At 37.7% G+C, this 18,243-nt stretch carries 24 protein-coding genes and 1 tRNA gene; 7 read left to right on the forward strand and 18 right to left on the reverse strand.

Annotation, left to right across the window (positions count from 1 at the left end):
• Position 1: 1 nt before the first annotated feature.
• Together B4B65_RS19690 and B4B65_RS19695 are read right to left on the reverse strand one after the other, a co-directional pair.
• Positions 2 to 1,423: an arylsulfatase gene (locus B4B65_RS19690; RefSeq protein WP_293918155.1), complete on the reverse strand. Its 1,422-nt coding sequence runs from the start codon at positions 1,421 to 1,423 to the stop codon at positions 2 to 4.
• Positions 1,424 to 1,457: 34 nt separating this feature from the next.
• Positions 1,458 to 2,357: a DUF4886 domain-containing protein gene (locus tag B4B65_RS19695; RefSeq protein WP_293918157.1), complete on the reverse strand. Its 900-nt coding sequence runs from the start codon at positions 2,355 to 2,357 to the stop codon at positions 1,458 to 1,460.
• A gap of 162 nt (positions 2,358 to 2,519) precedes the next feature.
• Here B4B65_RS19695 and rpsF point away from each other — a divergent pair, with 162 nt between their 5' ends.
• The 4 genes from rpsF (at position 2,520) to B4B65_RS19715 (ending at position 3,992) form a co-directional block, all read left to right on the forward strand.
• Complete coding sequence (rpsF, locus tag B4B65_RS19700) at positions 2,520 to 2,888, forward strand: 30S ribosomal protein S6 (protein ID WP_003004624.1); 369 nt, start codon at positions 2,520 to 2,522, stop codon at positions 2,886 to 2,888.
• Positions 2,888 to 3,151, forward strand: coding sequence for a 30S ribosomal protein S18 (gene rpsR / locus B4B65_RS19705; RefSeq protein ID WP_002998940.1), 264 nt, complete (start codon positions 2,888 to 2,890; stop codon positions 3,149 to 3,151). Before rpsF ends, rpsR begins: the two co-directional genes overlap by 1 nt.
• A 12-nt stretch (positions 3,152 to 3,163) precedes the next feature.
• The gene (gene rplI / locus B4B65_RS19710; protein WP_002998943.1) at positions 3,164 to 3,607 is read left to right on the forward strand and encodes a 50S ribosomal protein L9; all 444 of its coding nucleotides are present in this window, start codon (positions 3,164 to 3,166) and stop codon (positions 3,605 to 3,607) included.
• Between the two features lie 88 nt (positions 3,608 to 3,695).
• Positions 3,696 to 3,992, forward strand: coding sequence for a hypothetical protein (locus B4B65_RS19715; RefSeq protein WP_201678397.1), 297 nt, complete (start codon positions 3,696 to 3,698; stop codon positions 3,990 to 3,992).
• On the opposite strand, the gene B4B65_RS19720 is transcribed toward B4B65_RS19715, so the two are convergent.
• A complete protein-coding gene (locus tag B4B65_RS19720) occupies positions 3,993 to 5,264 on the reverse strand; it encodes a sensor histidine kinase (protein WP_293918161.1) in 1,272 nt (423 codons plus the stop codon). It lies immediately after the preceding gene.
• A 1-nt stretch (position 5,265) separates the two neighbouring features.
• A complete protein-coding gene (locus B4B65_RS19725) occupies positions 5,266 to 5,937 on the reverse strand; it encodes a response regulator transcription factor (protein WP_293918163.1) in 672 nt (223 codons plus the stop codon).
• Positions 5,938 to 6,164: 227 nt separating this feature from the next.
• Between B4B65_RS19725 and B4B65_RS19730 the strand changes: the two genes are divergently transcribed.
• Positions 6,165 to 6,237 (forward strand) — tRNA-Lys (locus B4B65_RS19730).
• A gap of 379 nt (positions 6,238 to 6,616) precedes the next feature.
• The gene (locus B4B65_RS19735; RefSeq protein ID WP_293918165.1) at positions 6,617 to 6,889 is read left to right on the forward strand and encodes a hypothetical protein; all 273 of its coding nucleotides are present in this window, start codon (positions 6,617 to 6,619) and stop codon (positions 6,887 to 6,889) included.
• Here the strand turns inward: B4B65_RS19735 and B4B65_RS19740 are convergent.
• From B4B65_RS19740 to B4B65_RS19765, 6 genes are all read right to left on the reverse strand, one after another.
• Positions 6,882 to 7,673, reverse strand: a complete 792-nt coding sequence (locus B4B65_RS19740) for an SDR family NAD(P)-dependent oxidoreductase (RefSeq protein WP_293918167.1) — start codon at positions 7,671 to 7,673, stop codon at positions 6,882 to 6,884. The genes B4B65_RS19735 and B4B65_RS19740 overlap by 8 nt on opposite strands.
• Before the next feature lie 43 nt (positions 7,674 to 7,716).
• Positions 7,717 to 8,298: a TetR/AcrR family transcriptional regulator gene (locus B4B65_RS19745; protein WP_293918169.1), complete on the reverse strand. Its 582-nt coding sequence runs from the start codon at positions 8,296 to 8,298 to the stop codon at positions 7,717 to 7,719.
• A gap of 58 nt (positions 8,299 to 8,356) precedes the next feature.
• Positions 8,357 to 9,271, reverse strand: coding sequence for a helix-turn-helix domain-containing protein (locus B4B65_RS19750; RefSeq protein ID WP_293918171.1), 915 nt, complete (start codon positions 9,269 to 9,271; stop codon positions 8,357 to 8,359).
• 21 nt (positions 9,272 to 9,292) lie between these two features.
• Positions 9,293 to 10,123 carry an SDR family NAD(P)-dependent oxidoreductase gene (locus B4B65_RS19755; protein ID WP_293918173.1) on the reverse strand — a complete coding sequence of 277 codons (831 nt, stop codon included), beginning with the start codon at positions 10,121 to 10,123 and terminating at the stop codon, positions 9,293 to 9,295.
• A 653-nt stretch (positions 10,124 to 10,776) separates the two neighbouring features.
• Positions 10,777 to 10,983, reverse strand: a complete 207-nt coding sequence (locus tag B4B65_RS19760) for an Imm25 family immunity protein (RefSeq protein ID WP_293918175.1) — start codon at positions 10,981 to 10,983, stop codon at positions 10,777 to 10,779.
• A gap of 18 nt (positions 10,984 to 11,001) precedes the next feature.
• Positions 11,002 to 11,361: a cyclopropane-fatty-acyl-phospholipid synthase gene (locus tag B4B65_RS19765; protein WP_293918177.1), complete on the reverse strand. Its 360-nt coding sequence runs from the start codon at positions 11,359 to 11,361 to the stop codon at positions 11,002 to 11,004.
• Between the two features lie 264 nt (positions 11,362 to 11,625).
• Here B4B65_RS19765 and B4B65_RS19770 point away from each other — a divergent pair, with 264 nt between their 5' ends.
• Positions 11,626 to 12,120 carry a cytidine deaminase gene (locus B4B65_RS19770; protein ID WP_293918179.1) on the forward strand — a complete coding sequence of 165 codons (495 nt, stop codon included), beginning with the start codon at positions 11,626 to 11,628 and terminating at the stop codon, positions 12,118 to 12,120.
• A 194-nt stretch (positions 12,121 to 12,314) separates the two neighbouring features.
• Here the strand turns inward: B4B65_RS19770 and B4B65_RS19775 are convergent, their stop codons facing one another.
• From B4B65_RS19775 to B4B65_RS19810, 8 genes are all read right to left on the reverse strand, one after another.
• Positions 12,315 to 13,097: a hypothetical protein gene (locus B4B65_RS19775; RefSeq protein WP_293918181.1), complete on the reverse strand. Its 783-nt coding sequence runs from the start codon at positions 13,095 to 13,097 to the stop codon at positions 12,315 to 12,317.
• A 290-nt stretch (positions 13,098 to 13,387) separates the two neighbouring features.
• The gene (locus B4B65_RS19780) at positions 13,388 to 14,302 is read right to left on the reverse strand and encodes an NmrA family NAD(P)-binding protein (RefSeq protein WP_293918183.1); all 915 of its coding nucleotides are present in this window, start codon (positions 14,300 to 14,302) and stop codon (positions 13,388 to 13,390) included.
• Complete coding sequence (locus tag B4B65_RS19785; RefSeq protein ID WP_293918185.1) at positions 14,289 to 14,699, reverse strand: hypothetical protein; 411 nt, start codon at positions 14,697 to 14,699, stop codon at positions 14,289 to 14,291. The genes B4B65_RS19780 and B4B65_RS19785 overlap by 14 nt, the downstream gene beginning before the upstream one ends.
• A 64-nt stretch (positions 14,700 to 14,763) precedes the next feature.
• Positions 14,764 to 15,177, reverse strand: a complete 414-nt coding sequence (locus B4B65_RS19790) for a DUF2141 domain-containing protein (RefSeq protein ID WP_293918187.1) — start codon at positions 15,175 to 15,177, stop codon at positions 14,764 to 14,766.
• A gap of 36 nt (positions 15,178 to 15,213) precedes the next feature.
• Positions 15,214 to 16,209 (reverse strand): DUF6268 family outer membrane beta-barrel protein, encoded by a 996-nt coding sequence (locus B4B65_RS19795; protein ID WP_293918189.1) that lies wholly within the window; start codon positions 16,207 to 16,209, stop codon positions 15,214 to 15,216.
• Positions 16,210 to 16,275: 66 nt separating this feature from the next.
• The gene (locus B4B65_RS19800; RefSeq protein ID WP_293918191.1) at positions 16,276 to 17,166 is read right to left on the reverse strand and encodes a helix-turn-helix domain-containing protein; all 891 of its coding nucleotides are present in this window, start codon (positions 17,164 to 17,166) and stop codon (positions 16,276 to 16,278) included.
• An 88-nt stretch (positions 17,167 to 17,254) separates the two neighbouring features.
• Positions 17,255 to 17,755 carry a hypothetical protein gene (locus B4B65_RS19805; RefSeq protein WP_293918193.1) on the reverse strand — a complete coding sequence of 167 codons (501 nt, stop codon included), beginning with the start codon at positions 17,753 to 17,755 and terminating at the stop codon, positions 17,255 to 17,257.
• Entirely contained in the window at positions 17,739 to 18,197 is a 459-nt protein-coding gene (locus B4B65_RS19810) for a hypothetical protein (RefSeq protein ID WP_293918195.1), read from the reverse strand. Before B4B65_RS19810 ends, B4B65_RS19805 begins: the two co-directional genes overlap by 17 nt.
• Positions 18,198 to 18,243: the final 46 nt, after the last annotated feature.

The following is an 18,243-nucleotide window of genomic DNA, read 5'->3' on the forward strand; positions in this document are numbered from 1 at the left end:
TCTAAAACGCAAAATAAGGATTAGCTGTGTGTGCCTGATTCATAATGTTTTCCAGTTGCCTTACCTGTTCAGGATTCTCTGCGGCGACATTCTTTTTTTCGGCAGGATCTTTCTTTAGATTATATAGTTCTATGACGGTCTTTTGCTTATTCTTTACCTGTAGTTTGACAGCTTTCCAGTCTCCTGAGCGCACAGCTTGGCGGCCACCGTCTTCGTGAAATTCCCAGTATAAATAAGGATGCTGCTGTTGTGCATTTGTTTTGCCCAGCAGTGTAGGCACTAAAGATACCCCATCGGTATAATGGGCTTTTCCGGCTCCTGTAATATCTAAAAGAGTAGGCATGACATCCCAGAAAGCTCCGGCAAATTTACTTGTACTTTTGGGTTTTACTTTATGAGGCCATCTGACAATAAAAGGTGTACGGATACCTCCTTCATAAAGATCCCGTTTATATCCCCTCAAACCACCTGAACTATTAAAGAAAACCGGATCTGCACCTCCCTCACGATGTGCCCCGTTATCACTGGAAAAGATGACGATGGTATTTTCCGTAAGTCCAAGGTCATCCAGTTTTTTCAATACCTGTCCTACATAGGCATCCATGCGGCTTACCATACTGGCAAATGTTGCTCTCGGTTTTTCTACTGAAGCATATCCAGCAACGGTTGCCCCGGGACCATAGTCATTACCTTTATGCGGAGTCTCCTCAAACCGGGAGGCATATTTCTGATAATGTTCATCGTCAATTCCGGATAATTCGGCATGCGGCAGTACGGTAGGAATAAACAGGAAAAATGGCTCATCCTTGTGTGCATCTATAAACCGGAGTGTCTGCTCCTGAATTAATGCAGGTGCATAGTGTACCTTATTTTTCAAATCATTTCCTTCCAGTTCCACACGCTGATCATTATGCCATAAATGAGTAGGAAAATAGCGGTGGGATTGCCTTTGACAATTGTATCCGTAAAATTCATCAAATCCCTTTTGGCCCGGCGCTCCGGTGGTGCCCACCATACCCAGTCCCCATTTACCAAAGGCACCGGTAGCATATCCCGCTTTCTGAAGCAGCTGCACAAAAGTCTGTACCGAGTCTGCAAGAGGTTGCTGCCCTTCAGGCTCAATTTCCCGGTTTCCCCGGATGTAAGTATGACCGGTGTGCTGGCCTGTCATTAATGAAGACCGTGAAGGGGCGCATACAGAGGTGCCGGCATAGAACTGTTCAAACTTCATCCCGTCCGCAGCTAAACGATCGATATTCGGGGTTTGTATCTGTTTCTGTCCGTATACACCGAGATCCCCGTAGCCTAGGTCATCGGCCAGAATAAACACAATATTTGGCTTTCTTTCCTGAGCCATTAGTCCGATCGTGCTCAAACATAAGAAGGCAGCAGTAAGCAGCCTGATTTTTTGAAGGTTTATCATTATTTATAGGTTGGTTTTTGATTAATACAAAGGGTTACCTTGCCATTTCCATTACCTGAAAGGCTTTAAGAGGTGTTACTGTAAAAGGATGTAAAACCGCTTCATGTGCTGCTTTCTTTGCTATTTCAGCCTGGATATCCGTCACTTTTAACGGTTTGTAAACATTTGTTGTGACATCCTGCTGAAAAAGAGTTTCAAACCAAGTACAGGCTGCCGTAAAACGTCCGTAGTCCAGATTAAGGTGGTAACCGTCTCTGGTATAATGATCTCCTATAAAACTTGTCCGCGCATTCTGTACAGCAGTACCTGCAGGAACTAATAAGTCAAAGGGAATCAGTCTGAATGCTTGCTGAGAAGTCTGCGCAATAGCTTCATACATCTTTAGCTGGCTTCTGTCATAGTTCGCAAAGCCATCATGTTTGGAATCCTGCTGATAGGCCCATGTCTGGTGCAGAATATACTTTGTAGAAGGATATCGCACATGCGTTTTTACATAAGCAAACAAAGCCGGAAGATCGGCCTGATATGTTTCATATTTTCCGGAAAGCGGACTGGCTTGTTGTAAACTGATATAATCCCAGGGCTCATCAACCAGTGCATCCGATATACGGACATCCGGAGTTACAGTCTTATTCCCGTCAGAGGTTATTTTACGATAGCTGTAAGCGGCCTTATCTTCATTTACATTGCGTACATGCAGAGATAAAGGCGCCCCTCCTATATACAGATTGCCGATGACCATGGTTTTACCGCTGGTCTTTGCCAGTTCGTAAAGGTAATTTTCAATGCCATCTTCTGAAAAACTATTACCGATAGCTAATATTCGCAATACCCCGTCATCCAGCGGATCTTTTTGTGCCTGAACTGCAGAGGGAATCACACTGATAAAAAAGACTAGAAAAAGGCTTAGAAAGTAATTTTGGATTGTTTTCATAGGAAGTAAAGTTATTAAATATTTATATGAGGGAATACTTTGTACCCTGATTTTGACAATAGGTCACTTATTCTAAATTTCTCTTTTATAAATAAAAGTAATTTTATACCTTTGCACTTCCGTAAGTGCGGAGATTTTAAATTAACAAAAATATTTAACAAAATGCAACAGTACGAATCTGTAATCATTCTTACCCCGTTGCTTTCTGATGATGTTGCGAAAGAAGTAATCGCAAAATTCAAAAACATCTTAACAGAAGGCGGAGCCGAGATTGTCGCTGAAGACAATTGGGGTTTGAAAAAATTAGCGTATCCTATCCAGAAAAAAACAACTGGATTTTATCACTTAACTGAATTCAAGGCTCCAGGTGAATTAATCAGAAAAATTGAGATTGAATTGAGACGTGATGAGCGCGTAATGCGTTTCTTAACGATTGCATTAGACAAACATGCTATTGCATACAGCGAGAAAAAACGTAGCGGAGCATTCAACAAGAAAGCGGAAACTAAAACTGAGGAGGTAGCAAACTAATGGCAAACGAAAACATCCAATACGTAACTGCTCCTAAAGTAGAGGACAACCGTAAAAAATATTGCCGTTTCAAAAAGAACGGTATCAAATACATTGACTACAAAGACGCAAACTTCCTTTTGAAATTTGTGAATGACCAAGGTAAAATTTTACCTCGTCGTCTTACTGGTACTTCATTGAAATTCCAACGTAAAGTTGCTCAGGCCGTTAAACGTGCTCGTCACATCGGTTTATTACCTTACGTTACTGACTCATTAAAATAAGGAGAATACGACATGGAAATTATCTTAAAACATGATATCAAACACCTTGGCGAAAAAGACGATGTTGTCGTAGTAAAGCCGGGTTACGGTCGTAACTACTTAATTCCTCAAGGTTTCGCTGTATTGGCTACATCTTCTGCAAAGAAAGTATTAGCTGAAAACATCAAACAAGCGCAATTCAAACAAGAGAAAATTAAAAAAGATGCGACAGAATTAGCGACTAAATTAGAAGCTATCAAGTTGACAATCGGTGCTAAAGCTGGTGAATCAGGAAAAATCTTCGGTAAAGTAAACAGCATCCAGATTGCTGATGCTTTGAAAGCGCAAGGTTTTGACGTAGATCGTCGCCGCATCACTTTCGAAACTGAACCAAAATTAGTTGGTGAATATATCGCTAACTTGAACCTTCACAAAGAAGTTAAAGTTCAGGTTCCTTTCGAAGTAGTAGCTGAATAATAACTGTTATTCAACACAAAATATAAAGGAGATAACGCAAGTTATCTCCTTTTTTTATTACTTTCGGTATCAGGTAATCCATTATTACATGCGTATCAAGACCATATTCTTATTAATACTGACCATTCTGCTCACTATTGTGCTGATGAAAAATACGGAATCGGTCAACTTTTGGATTTTCGGTGACCATAGTGTCTCCAAACTGGCTATTCTGGCTATTTTCTTTCTGTTGGGTATTATTGTGGGGTTAATCCTTGCCCGATCGGGAAAGAAAAAAGATCAGCACCCTTCTGTCTACAGTATTACAGGTGAAGCCGGAGAAACACTCCCTCCTGCTGCCAGATCACTGAGCGCAGAAGATGAAGAGTACCTCAGAAATGATTAATTAGCCAAAATGTACCGTAAAGCTATGCATGTGATCCGTATATGCATAGTCAATTTTCCCATTTGTCGTATCCACTATAGACTTGACAATCGCCAGTCCAAGGCCGGTTGATTGCTGATTTTCCACGTCCTTATAAAAACGGTCAAAGATATGCTGCGCATTAAGTGCCTTTTCTTTACCGGTATTGGCTATAGAAAATCCATTCTTACCGATATGCACAACAATACGCCCTCCCTCGTAATTATGGATATGTGCATTGCGCAGCAAATTAGAAATAAGCATCTGCGCGAGATCCGGATTAAAATCGTGTATAAGCTCCTCTTCTTCCGACAGGTCTACATGTATACTTTTATGCTCCAAAAGCTCTCTGAAGGCCTCTATTTGCTTTTTCCAGAGAACATTGAAGTCTGTTGGTTCCTGATTTAAAAACTGGCGGTTGTCAATTTTTGTCAGCAGTAACAACGATTTGTTCAATCTTTTCATCCGGTCCAGCTGATGCAGTACCTCCGCCAGCTGACTTAATACTTCTTCATCTTTCTCAAAATGAGGTAATAACATTTCTACTTTTGATTGCGATATGGCCAACGGTGTCTGCAATTCATGTGCAGCATTTTCGACAAAGTCTTTTTGCCGCTCATAGACTGCGGTATTATCATCCAGCAGCTGGGTGATTGTATTATTCAGCTCTTTGAATTCGAGCACAGAGGTTTTGGGAGCGATAAAGGTATTTCTCTTTCCCAGTTCAAATTTTTTCAACTGATACCCCAGCTGATAGAATGGTTTCCATATTTTACTCAATATCAACTTATTGATAATAAAGATGGATATCATAACGACAACAAATAGCGTGAGAAGCGAGTACAGTAAACTGCTGATCAAATCATCTTCCTCCACCATGGAAGAGATAACCTGCAACTTGTAATATTTGCCATCGTTATCCTGGAAATAGGTTGTCAACATACGAACGATTTCAAAATCCTCTTCATTAACCATATACATCGACGTATCAGAATAGGTTTCCAGGCCGCTGATGGCGATATCTTCAGGGACAGGAATCAATCTGTAATTGCTTTCCCCAAAATCCCTCTTCTGGTATACCATCTCATCCTCGTATGCCTTATGTATAATTAGCATCTTATGATTTTCCAGACCATCGTCAAGGCTGTCGTATACTTCATCCATCATATCCAGATAGAAGATCACCGCCCATACACTCAGGATCAGCAGCAATGCTCCGGAAAGATACAACATGGTTCGGTTCAGCAGTCTCATCTTACACGCTCATTTTATATCCTATACCGTAGATTGCCTGTATCTCAAGCTGTGCATGATGCTCTTTCAACTTTTTACGAATATTTTTAATCTGTGAATAAATAAAATCAAGATTATCGGCCATATCCGAATCGTCTCCCCATACATGCTCGGCTAATGCGGTTTTCGTGACCAGCTTATTCTTATTGAGAACAAAAAATGAAAATACATCAAATTCCTTGCGGCTGAAATGCAGATCCTGATCATCGACACAAATTGTACGTGTATCGTAATTGATTTGCAGATTATTGAGCTGAACAACAGGATTGCCTGCAAGCTGCTTACGTCGCAGTACGGCTTTGATACGGGCATTCAGTTCGGAAAGATGAAAAGGCTTGGTCAGATAATCGTCCGCACCTAGATCCAGTCCTTTTATCTTATCATCTATAGAATCTCTTGCCGAAATAATAATGGTATGTTGCTGCTCTTTCCCTCTCAGCTCATCCAACAACGCAAGTCCGTTACCTCCAGGCAGATTTATATCCAAAAGTATACAATCATATGTATACAGGTTAATCTTTGACGAGGCTGAAGAAAAATCTGAAGCGACTTCCACGACATATTGCTCCGCCTCCAAAAACTCCTGCACACTCTTCTGCAATTCGAGTTCGTCTTCCACAATTAGTATTTTCATGCTTTGTTCTTCTTATATTTTACAAAATAAGGGTTTAATTCTGGAAAGAAAAGGGAAATATAGCATAACACTATCATTAGCGCAATTTTATTTAAAAAAATAAATCGCTATAAATGAATACGTTTTACTTTTTTTTATGTTTTAACAACGGTTTTCTTTGCATATATAATTTATATTCCTACCTTTGCATCACTTTCAGAAACGGAATTAGTTTCACAAAAAGAAAGGATTCCGTAGCTCAGCTGGTAGAGCAATACACTTTTAATGTATGGGTCCTGGGTTCGAATCCCAGCGGGATCACAAAAAAAGCTTCACAGAAATGTGAGGCTTTTTTTTGTGCCATCTGGATTCGAAAAGAAGAGCAGGCCTGGGGTCGATTCTGGGAGGCTCAGGGTGCGTGATTGGGCATTGCGGGGTTGAGCCAATCCCAGCGGGATCACATAAACAAAAAAGCACACTAAGGTGTGCTTTTTTGTTTATACGCTCCAAAACTGCTTTTTTTACAAATTTTCGTTCATTAATTACATACAGCAACAACCGATTTGGTTCCCAGTTCTGATGCCCAATTTTTTCTTAAATTGGGCATCAGATTCTTTGGAAAAGCCCGTGTAGACTGGATTAAAAGAATCAAAAGATTTGCCTTTCAGTTTATCCAGATTATCAGGTTTACAATAAATATTTGGAAGATGCACCAAAAGACCTCGAAGCTCACTTTAGGATATTATCTAAGCAGCATGGAGTAGTCAACCCAAAAATGCTGAAGGCTGCTTTTTTAGGAGTTGAATATGTCGAAACAACTGCCGAAGTAGATAAACCTATTGTTGTCGAAAGTACCTTACAAACTCCGCATCCCCACAATAAACTGGCTTTAATTTTAAAGCCAGTTTTCTTTATGCTAGGGAGTACCGGAAGTCTAGTCCCTGTAAAGTTTGTTTCTGAAGGATTTATATAACTTTAAGTACCCCACTATCCGCTCGCAAACTAGAGCCATTTGTTGCTACCGAAAGTGGACTGGAAAGGTAAACCGCCAAGTATGCAATTTCTTCTGGTTGAACAAAGCGTTGCAATAAGATATGCGGATTGGATTGTTGAATGATGGCATTTTTCATTGTTTCCACTTCCAGTTGTTGTGATGATGCTATCTGTTCAACTGCATTGGCAACACCTGCTGAATACGTCGGTCCGCCTAGAATGGTATTTACAGTTACGGCTGTTCCTTTTGTAAGTTTAGACAAGCCGTTACTCAAGGCACTCATGGCCGCTTTTGTCATTCCATAATGTATCATGTTTTCAGGTACATTGACACCCGACTCACTGCTGATGAAAATAATTCTTCCGAAATTGTTGGCAATCATTTTTGGTAATAATTTTCTGGATAAACGCATGCCGCTCATCACATTCACTTCAAAATAATTGTACCAATCTTCGTCCGCAGTCTTGTAAAAATCATCAATACCAAAGATGCCTACATTGTTGATTAAAATGTCAATATCATTGAGTTCTGTAAGCAATTTTTCTACTTCATCAATTTTAGAAAAATCTGCGACAAGAGCACTGACTTCACTGTTTGGAAATTTATCTTTCAAGATTTGCAATGCTTTTTGTGTTTTTACTTCATTTCTACCATTAATAATAACCGAAGCTCCCTCCTGTAACAATTGTTCAGCAATAGCAAAACCTATTCCTTGTGAAGATCCGCTGATAAACGCACGCTTTCCTTTTAATTGTAAATCCATTTTATTTTTGTAATGATTGTTAAATAAATAATTAAAAAAAATTTTAGCTTACTATTTCTAGCTGTAATTTAATTTGTTCTTTTAGTATCTTTTGATCGGGATATATTCTTCTTAGCGAATTGATACCGCACCAAATAGTAATCAGATATTTCGCTAATTGATCTGCAGAAACAGTGGTTTTAAGGTTTCCATTTTGCTGCTCTTTTACAATAACAGACTTGTATAATGCCTCTGCTTCTTTTAGAATTTCTGTAGCTTCTTTTTCCAGTTCTTCGTCTGTAAAACTCATTTCCACAACTGTATTGGCAATAATGCAACCTTTTTGATGACTTACGCTATCTGCATTAGCTAATTCTAAAAAGAACACTTTTATCAAAGCAATTGGATTTTCACTTTGCTCTAATTTTTCCTGGAAAGCATTAAAATCTGCTCGTCTTTGTTGTAATGCTTTTTTGAATAGTTCCTTTTTTCCCCCTTTGAAATTATTGTACAAACTTCCTGCTCCAGCCCCTGTCGCAACGCTCAAGTCAGATAAAGATGTTGCATAATATCCCTTTTGCCAGAATACTTCCTGTGCCTTTAGGATAATCTCTTCGTTTTGATGGATGTTCGGCCTGCCTTTCATTTATATTTGTAATAATCGTTACAAAATTATAGAAAAAATTTCCTCCAGCAAAAAATAATCAATTAAATGACTGCCGAAATGCCAAAGGAGTCTGATTGGTAAGCTTTTTAAACAGTTTGCTGAACGATTGAGAATACTCGAATCCCAATTGATAAGCAATCTCACTTACAGAGCTATTTGAAATTGTTAAGAGTTCTTTTGCTTTTTCAATGAGATAGTGCTGAATGTACTGTTGTGCGTTTTGTCCCGTTGTATTTCGCAACAAATCACTCAAATAATTGGGTGAAAGATGCAATTGTGTGGCAATGAACTTAACATTGGGCAGTCCGCTTATTAATGGTGCTTCATCATCAAAATAATCATTTAAGATTTGCTCCAGTTGTGATAACAAATCAGTATTAACCGCTTTTCTGGTGAGAAATTGGCGGTTATAAAAACGGTTTGAATAGTTGAGTAACAAGTCAAGATGCGAAACAATCACATCCTGACTATAACTGTCTATGTTGTTCTTTAACTCATCCTGCATTTGCTTTAAGAGTGAAGAAATGATCTTTTCCTCCTTCTCTGAAAGATGTAAGGCTTCTGCTATCTGATAATCGAAAAAGCCATACATGCCGATGTTTTTACCCAATGAATACGGACGAATGAGCTCAGATTTGAACACCAACATATATCCTGCTACCGGATTATCATTAACGGCTGTTACAGAAAATACCTGACCGGGTTTGGTAAAGGTCATCATGCCTTCGTTGAAATCATAATCTCTTTGTCCATACTTGAAATTGGCATTGCTTCCTTTTTTGAGCGTGATGCAATAAAAATCATTGGCAAAATGCTTCCAGACGCCGCTGTGTTTATAACTCAGCTGTTCAAAATCAATCACACTCACCAAAGGATGATCGGGCTTGGGAAGTGCAAAGCGTAGATGCAGTTCCGAAATGGATTGGATGATATGTGGTGCAGCAACTTTCATTATCGTAAATGTACAAATAAATTAAAAGTCAGTAGATAAAGACAGGTGTTTCCAATTTTTTAGTTCTGTTGCTTCGCTTCCCCGTTGCCCCAAAATCGATTGATAACTATCTGCACCCAATGGCAAATGTAGCGGAGGTTCGTTCAATGTAGTAATATCCAACAATACTTTGGCTAATTTTTGAGGATCTCCAGGTTGATTGCCATCAAAGCTTTTTAACATTTTTACATGTTCTGCCACATGATAATCCGGAATCAGATTTGAAGCTACAGCCAAGGTGCTATCACTCATAAAATTAGTCCTGAACATACCTGGTGCTACCACTGTTACATAAATTCCGAAGGGCTTTACTTCCTGTGACAATGCTTCCGAAAGTCCAATCACAGCGAACTTCGAAGCATTGTAACTTCCTGTGTTTGCATATCCAATGTATCCCATACTGGACGAAACATTGATAATATGTCCTGATTTTTGCTGACGTAAATAAGGCATCACATTACGGATCACATTTGTTGTTCCAAAAACATTTACATCCATGGTTCTTCGAAATTCGGCATCACTGATTTCCTCTAAACTTCCTACCAAGTAATATCCTGCATTGTTCAAAACCACATCAATCTGACCAAATTTTTCAACTCCATTCTCGATGGCATTTTTTACTTCATTTTCATTCGTAATATCTGCTTTCAGCGGTAATAGAGTGTCTGTTTCAGCACCTAAACCTTTGATTTGTTCTTCTAAACTGCGAGAGGTAACAATGACTTTATCGCCATTTGCCAAAACTGTTTTGGCAACTTCCAATCCCATTCCTTTAGATGCTCCGGTTATAAACCATACTTTTTGTTTGCTCATAATACTTAGTATTTTATGATACAAAGTTCGCTAAGTGATTTTTCTAGTTTGTGCTCAAATCAAGGATTGTTGTGTTTGTATTCAAAAAGAACATTCAATAATACGCTATTATACAATGCCTAACATATTGCCTATTACATATTGATTTTAGCGCCTCCCTCCCAACTATGACGAATGCTATTTATATCAAAACCAAACATTTGATATCCATCTTTACTTAATTACCACGATTCAATCTATTAATACCTTCTAGGGCATATCGGAGATATGATTTAATTGTTTTGTATTAAAGAGGATTCTTTAACTCTAAAGTTTTTTCATAAAACTATTTGATTAGATATAACTCATTTGGTATCTTCAAAATTGGACGTTCTTTTTCATTTTGTATTATAACGAACTATTTCAATTGGCTACCTAATCGATTAATTATTGAAGTAGATATATTCAAGTAGCTCTAATTAAGCTGTCTGTAATTTATCTTGTAATCCTGACAGGGTCACAAAAAGCGCACTTGGGTGCTCTTTTTTAACGGAATATCTTTCAATTGGTTTAATCTCCTCAAATCTTCCAAAAAAGAGTTCGAGTTCTGTACCAGTGGGTTCACAAAAAGAAAAGCTTAATCGAAAGATTGAGCTTTTCTTTTTTTAACAGTATTAGAATTCGAAAGAAGGTTTTAGACGGACTAAAGAGTTATATGCACGGGCTATAACATAACAGTAATAGATATCCTCTATATTTTTACTCAATGAAACAAGATTAGGATACCAAAGCTTCTTAGGACAAGAGAAACCAAAATCGCTAATCAGGTTTCCGAATTCGGCAACCACAGAACTGAAATTATCATTACTATTTTCTTTCATTCTATTTACCCTCGTCCCCTATTTAACACCATTTATTTTTATAAAATCCGTCAGTTTTTTATTGATAAAGCTCAGATCATCAACGGCTTTATCCTTGTCTTTATTTTTGTCATATCGTGCAGTCCACGGTCTGATGCCAAACAAGTAAAATTTCAGTCCTGAGGGAGTGAGATCGCCAACAGTTATTTGTGATTCATCGGAAGCGCTTTGATCCGCTTCCAAAATAATGCGTGTGGTAAAACCATTGTCCTGAAGAAACCTGATCTGGTTCTCAAAGAAACGGTATTGTCTTTGGATATATTCTTCCGTTAATGGCGGTGTAGATTTCATTTGTGTTACCCAGCCGACTCTGTTAATTACCCGATCTTTATTTTCCATCTGTTTCAGTATTATTTTACGGCCAGCTTAATTTGAATAAATATAACAATAATACAGATACAACACTCATATTTAAGTATTTACAAAACCAAAACACTCATTAGATCGGATTTCATCAGCTTACCTACACATTTATATATTTCAATAGCCAGACAGCCGAAATCGGGTACAACATCATATTTATTTTAATAATCCAATAAATTACCCTAATTTGTTTGCCCGATATTAAAATTATCGGGGGTTTATTTTAGTAAAGACATTAAGATGAGATCGATCGATTTAAATATAACTTACGAGCATTATACCAATATTGAAGAGTTAAGCGAGACAGACAAAAATTTATGTGAGATGGCCGAGAAGGCACTGGAAAGTTCCTACTCTCCTTATTCCAAATTTAGAGTAGGTACAGCCATTCAGCTTGAATCAGGTGAGACTTTTTTAGGCAGTAATCAGGAAAATGTAGCTTATCCTTCAGGGTTATGTGCCGAACGGGTTGCGCTTTTTGCAATTGGAGTCATGCATCCGGATGGAGTAATAGAGAGTATGGCTATTACTGCTCAAACAAATGCTTTTGAAATTACCAAACCAATAACTTCTTGCGGAGCCTGTTTACAGGTAATGGCCGAATTTGAAATGAAACAGAACAGACCTATTCAGGTATTGTTTTATTGTCTTAATGGGGAAGTCTTGAAAGTTAACGGAATTAAAAGCCTGTTGCCATTTGTTTTTGTTGAAGATAGATTGATAGCAAGTCTTTAAAGCACTTAATTCATGAGATCAATCTTATGGATTATAAAACCCATGTAATTAGTGATTTCCCCTCAATTATGCTGCTACATCCTGTGGTTTTATCTGGTCATACCTTATCATTTCGAGATCCGTGATATTGAAACAACCGTTTCAGCTATGGTATTTAATAGATTTCATTTTCTAATATTTTTACAGACTTATCATCAGCATAGTTTTTTAACAACTCTATTAATTTTTCTGTGGTGGAGATCTTGTTTTTGTAGACCTTTTTCAAAAATTGCAGCATTTTTTCCTCTCCTATACTTTTTTCCAGCTGATATAACATAAAAGGCCCTTTGAAATAAGCAATCAGCGGAAAGCTGTACCCCATAAAATTTTATTTTATTATTAGCGGTACTGAATCGCTGGAATTTACCTGAAAGGACAACAGGGATATCAAAGTGGTTATTCGTATTGCTTATAATAGTGTATTCACCCTTTTTTCGAAGTACACCATTAGCAATAATCTCATAATTTTGGGGCACTTTAAACTGTAATTTATACGAATAGTTTTTATCATCAATATTTACAGGAAACCAACCAGTATAAAGGCTTAACTCAATCCATTCGGGATTATAGGCAAATATTTTACTCTCAATCTTGTCCAGAGGATAGGTATATACGATATTCAACACAAACTTTTCTGGAAATGTATTTTTAACGCTTATTTTTTTGAGATCCTCTACAACACCATCAATTTTATAGTCTACAGATTGATTCCCGAACCGGAGCTGTTTAATATCCGCATTCTTATTGATATAGAAATCAAGCTCATTCTTATCTGCATTTTGATAATGCAGATTAAAAGCTGCATTGATAATTTTCAATGAATCTATAGAGATTGTACCTTCATAATGAGTAATTTTTTGAGCCTTGCTAACAGGAGGAATTAAGATGTGTACTACTATAAGGCAGGACAGTATACTGGTTTTTACTAAATTTTTCATGAGATGCTAATTTGATGAATCTGAATCAGGTAGTACATTTTAAGATAAGACGTCAAAAAAAGTGAAACCGTTGCAAAGCTTAGCAGAAATTCACAGGTTGTTGATAAAATGGTCCGGGGTAAGTTTTTTATTTGGAAAGATATAATATGTAAAGCACTCCTATTTTCGTTCTTTAAATTGCTGTTTTAATAATAACTCTTCTGTCAAATCAGCTATTTCCAGACTTTGTTTTTTTACAGCAGGCGATTTTAAATAATAAAAGCTCAATCATATAGTTGAGCTTTTATTATTTAAATCAACAACCTCCAGAGAGGCTTTCTTTTAAAAAGATGTCTGTATTCCTGCAGGTATTCATCCATAATACGTGGTTTTCTTAAAATTAAGTCGGTAATGGTATCGGATTCTGGCTCCGGAACGTTGATAGCCAGATTATCAAGTTCCACAATATGAGTAGCCAGCCATTTGGGCAACTTTGCTCTCTTAATTAATTGACTGAATAATTCCTGCGGAGTAATATCCACATATTCAATCTTACGGCCTGTCACACGGGTTAATTTTTCGGCCATTTCCTCATTGGTAATAGCCTGCGGACCTGCAAGAATAAGTGATGGCTGTCTTACTTTTTCCTGGGCCAGCAGATATTTCACCGCTACTGTTGCCACATCACGACAATCGATATAATTTCGCCCGACATTCCCTAATGCACCGTAAATTTTTCCAAAATATTGTATAGTTAATGTATTTCTTTCCCAGTTCTGCATAAACGAATGAGGTCGCAAACAACAGTATTCATCCATATTTTGAATAAGGTAATTATCTATTGTACTATGCCATTGGCTTACTTCCACAGTAGCAGATGGCTGAACTATCGGAGCCGAGAGTTTAACAATTCTTTTAATACCATTTTGCTTCGCTGCGTCAATGATGTTTAATTCCTGTTCCACCTGATTAGGAGAAGTCGCTGTCAACAGAAACAAAGCATCTCCTCCGACACAAGCTCTTTGAAGCTGCTCTTTAGAATTTAAGTCTGCACTTACATATGTAGTATTCGAAGAGCATGTATCTGCCTTTACCGGATAAGCCCGTTCAGGATTTCGGAGTATCCCTCGTACCATGCAGTCACCATCCTGCAGCTGTTGCATGACCTCTTTCCCAACAGTACCCGTACATCCGAAAACAACTATAGTAGGTTTAATTTTCTTCATTTCTATAATTCTTTAGTTGTTGACGTATGGTTATTATTGCTGCACCCAGAAAGGCTGAAAATGTAATGTTAAAGCATTCTGAAGGAAGGTTAAGCAGGGACACAAAGCATGCCCCCAAAGTGATCATTAACAAAATGATCAACAGAGAACGTAGGATTCTGTTTTGAACTAAGATCTGTCTAGACTCCAATTGCCAAAGTAGAATAAAGCTAAATATTGTTGATAAGAGAGAAGACAATCCTATAGTCGTATAACTTGCCTGCATAAGTTCTGTTTTTTGGAGAAAATATCCGGATAAAAAAGACATCAGGGTAGGAAATATATAAGAAGGCAAAGCTGCAGCGATCAGCGCGCGCAGACTGTAAGCTGAAGAAAGATAATTTTTATTTGTCATCATATTTAATTGAATTATAAGAACCGGAACACTTTCATAAAAGGATCCTTTCGATTCTGACCTGAGATTAATAAAGCTGAATCGTTTGGATTACATGATCACGATCTACCGAAATTGCGCAGTCCTTAAATCCGGGCTTCGCAGAAGGTTTGAAATTATTACCATACCCCACAGGTTCTTGTGGAATACCAAACCAGTCTTGTTTCAATTTCTTATTATCATCCCTATCCTGAAAAATTGTAATAGCATAGAGACCTTTTTTTGGCAGATCAATGACGAATGTCAGATTTGAACCATCTGCTTTCAGTGTTTTACTCAGGAAGACTTTCTTCAAAAAGTCTTCCTTTTTATCATAAACATTCAAAACGACTGTGCCTTTGCCCGGTTCGACATTGGTGACGTTGATACTCAGTTTTGCGTGTTGAGCCCTGGCTACAACTGAAGCACACAGGAGGAGAGCTGTAAAAATGGTTGTTTTCATTATTATCAATGGATTATTTTAATGGACTGTATTTATTTATCTGCGGCCAATACGATATGTCAATGCTGCTTTTCCGTACGCCATGTTGGAAATAGAGAAATCATTTACCGTTTTTTGTTTGCTGTCAAACAGTTCATAACTATTCAAAAGCCCCATCCCACCCTGTGCCTGCAACCACAGCCCTCCAACGATCCGTTGATGTATCTGCAAACCTCCGTGAATAGTAGAGAATTGTGCATAATCTATTTCTCTGCCCTTATTGTTGTGGTAATTTTTGAGGTTAAACCGGGTCCAGTCTATGGAACCTGCCAAACCTACCTGTGTATTTTCACTTACATTATAAAGTACATTTAATCTGGGCCAGTAGAACTGCGCCAACCATTTATTATTGGTACTACGGTAATCAACAGATATTCCGGGCGTAATCAATGTCTCTCCGAAAGAATAGAGTGCATGTACACCAAATCCGACTTCAAGATTAGATTCGGCACCAAATTTTTTGGACACACCTAATATTCCGTCCAGAATCAGGTCATCAAATGAAACGGACTTTTCTCCAGCAAGTGTTGGCATAGCTATCGCCAGAACAGACCATTTACGTGATATAGGGCTACGAATAATAATAACAGATTTGATCTCCTGAATTCGTTCTATTCGGTTTGGATCTGCTATTGACTTATCATCGTAGTTGAAGTCCATCAAGCGATAATTCAGATTAGTGAAGATACTGGTCTTTCCTATTTGAACCGGCGGCACTGCTAACCATGCATCGTAGGTATTCAGTTGAAACTTATTCGCTGAACTTAAATTTTCTGAAGGAAAATCCTTAAAAGTTGCCTTGTTATGACTGGTGACAGCAACTCCTACAATATCCTGAATAAGTTGACCGTAGCTGTTGTTTGAAAAGAAGATTAAAAATAAAGCGACTATACACAGATGTCTCCATGTGTTCAAAGCTTTATGTTTTGAAGGAGGGATAACCGGAAGCGGAGTACTGATATCACCGTTTTGAAGAATTGTTAATGTTTTCATTTTCTTTGAATTTATTAATACAAAGATGGTCTGAAAACAAAGATTGCTTTAAAACGAAACCACGTTTTACTCGGACAAATCTTGCATAAAAGCAATCCGATATTCCGATGGAGTTACTCCGGTTATTTTTTTAAAGAGTCGGCCGAAATAACTGGGGTCACCATAGTTGAGTTCAAAAGCAATTTCAGAAATGCTTTTTGTCAGATCCTGCAACAGCAGCTGACTTTGCAGAATACTTACTTTGCTGATCCATTCTTTAGGACTTTCTCCTATGGTCTCGCTTACGCATCTGTGGAGATAATTTTCGGAAACAGATAATGTAGCTGCATAAAATGAAATGGTTTTATGTTCCTGATAGTGCTTATACACCAGTTCCTTAAAATTAAATGTAACCTCAGCACTTCGGTTCATATTTTTATTCAGCTCCTGACTTGAAGTAAATATTTTCTGTAGTCCTGCCTGGAAAAGGGAATAACATATACCCAGATTTGGATTTGGATGATAGAGCTCAATGCTCAACAATTCAAATAATGAGTTAAGCCAGACACTACTTTCTTCCGGCAACTGGACAACCACATTTGCGGAAAAGAGTTTTATAAGTTCCTGCTTGGATAACAGTTGATTGAGTGTCTGATCTTCAAATAAAATCATAGATCCCGCAGCATCCGGACTCACCTCTCTTAAAGAAGTTACATTCCCTTGTCTCACGAATAAGATCTCGTTTTCTTTTATGGATACCAGATTAGCATCCACCTGCTGCTTTGCACTCCCTCTGGTAATATGAACAATAAAATTGAATTCCGGCCTGTGAAGCGGTGTAGGCACTTTAATAAAACCAGATGTTTTTGCTATATCATGTATCTGAATAGGAGTTCTTAAAACAGCAAATTCAGTTGACATTTCGGACATAAACTGTCCCCTGAAATCTGTAGGCGTTATTCTCTTTATTTTATTCACAGCATAAAGTTAACAGCAAATACGAAACGGAATATAACCTTACGAAAATAAAAAACAGCAATTTAGGCCTAAAAAAGATTCCCATTTTCTAGGATTCCAGTAACAGTAATAAAGGATCTAATATTTCTTCTTCAAATTCCATGACCTGCTTTTCCGAAATCTTTCCGTTACTGTAATTGGGGCTGATCTTATAATTCTTTAAAAACTGCTTCTTCTTTACACCCAGACTATAATGCCAGTTGCCTGAATCCGCATTAATAAAAATCACAGCTTCATCAAACATCATCAGCTTTCGTCGCCCAAAAGGATGATTCTCCCGATAGATAATCCGATTGTACCGGTCAAAAATGTACCGCACATTTAAGCGAAAAAGTATATCATATAATCCATGAAGTATAAAATAGATGATTATAGCTAAACATAAGATCATTCCACCTTCGCCAAGTTGCTGAGCAAACAAATTCAGTACGACAACAGCTGTTACTACTGCTACAGCATAGCATAACAGCGAAGATATAATTTTTCGGTTAGGCTGTAGAGAGATTCCGGCAGATGCATCCTCAAATCTGAGTTTATCTTTGATGTTCATCACTTATTATTTCGTCTATTTCGTTTAGTATATGTTGTATAGGTCTGGTAAAAAAGCTTTGTGCCAACTGTACCTCTTTCGTCTTTCCCTCTTTATCAAAATAATTGGCGACGAGTCCCACATTCGTAGTAATAAAACCAAGCTGTAATGTTTTATGAATGGTGAAACCTGTTAAATCTGCAAAAGGAATCGTTTTAGAAGCTTTTATAAGACCCGTTTTGGTACGGATTTCTCTTTTATCTACATTGATGATCAGGGAACTGTTTAAAATAGAAAGCATTAACAACACTGTTATTCCTGTCATCCACCACTTAAACGAAGATTCAGGCATTGCTGTAAAACCCGCAATAGTGAACAATAAAAAAGTTCCAACCAAAGGAATATACAGCCCCCATTGCGGATTTAGTTTGTATTCGCTTCCGCTTCTTGTAAATTTTTTCATTTGTTTATTTCCTGTTTTTCAAGAGTATGATGTTAACCGACGTTTG

This window comes from Sphingobacterium sp. UBA5789, assembly GCF_002418355.1.
GTDB lineage: Bacteria > Bacteroidota > Bacteroidia > Sphingobacteriales > Sphingobacteriaceae > Sphingobacterium.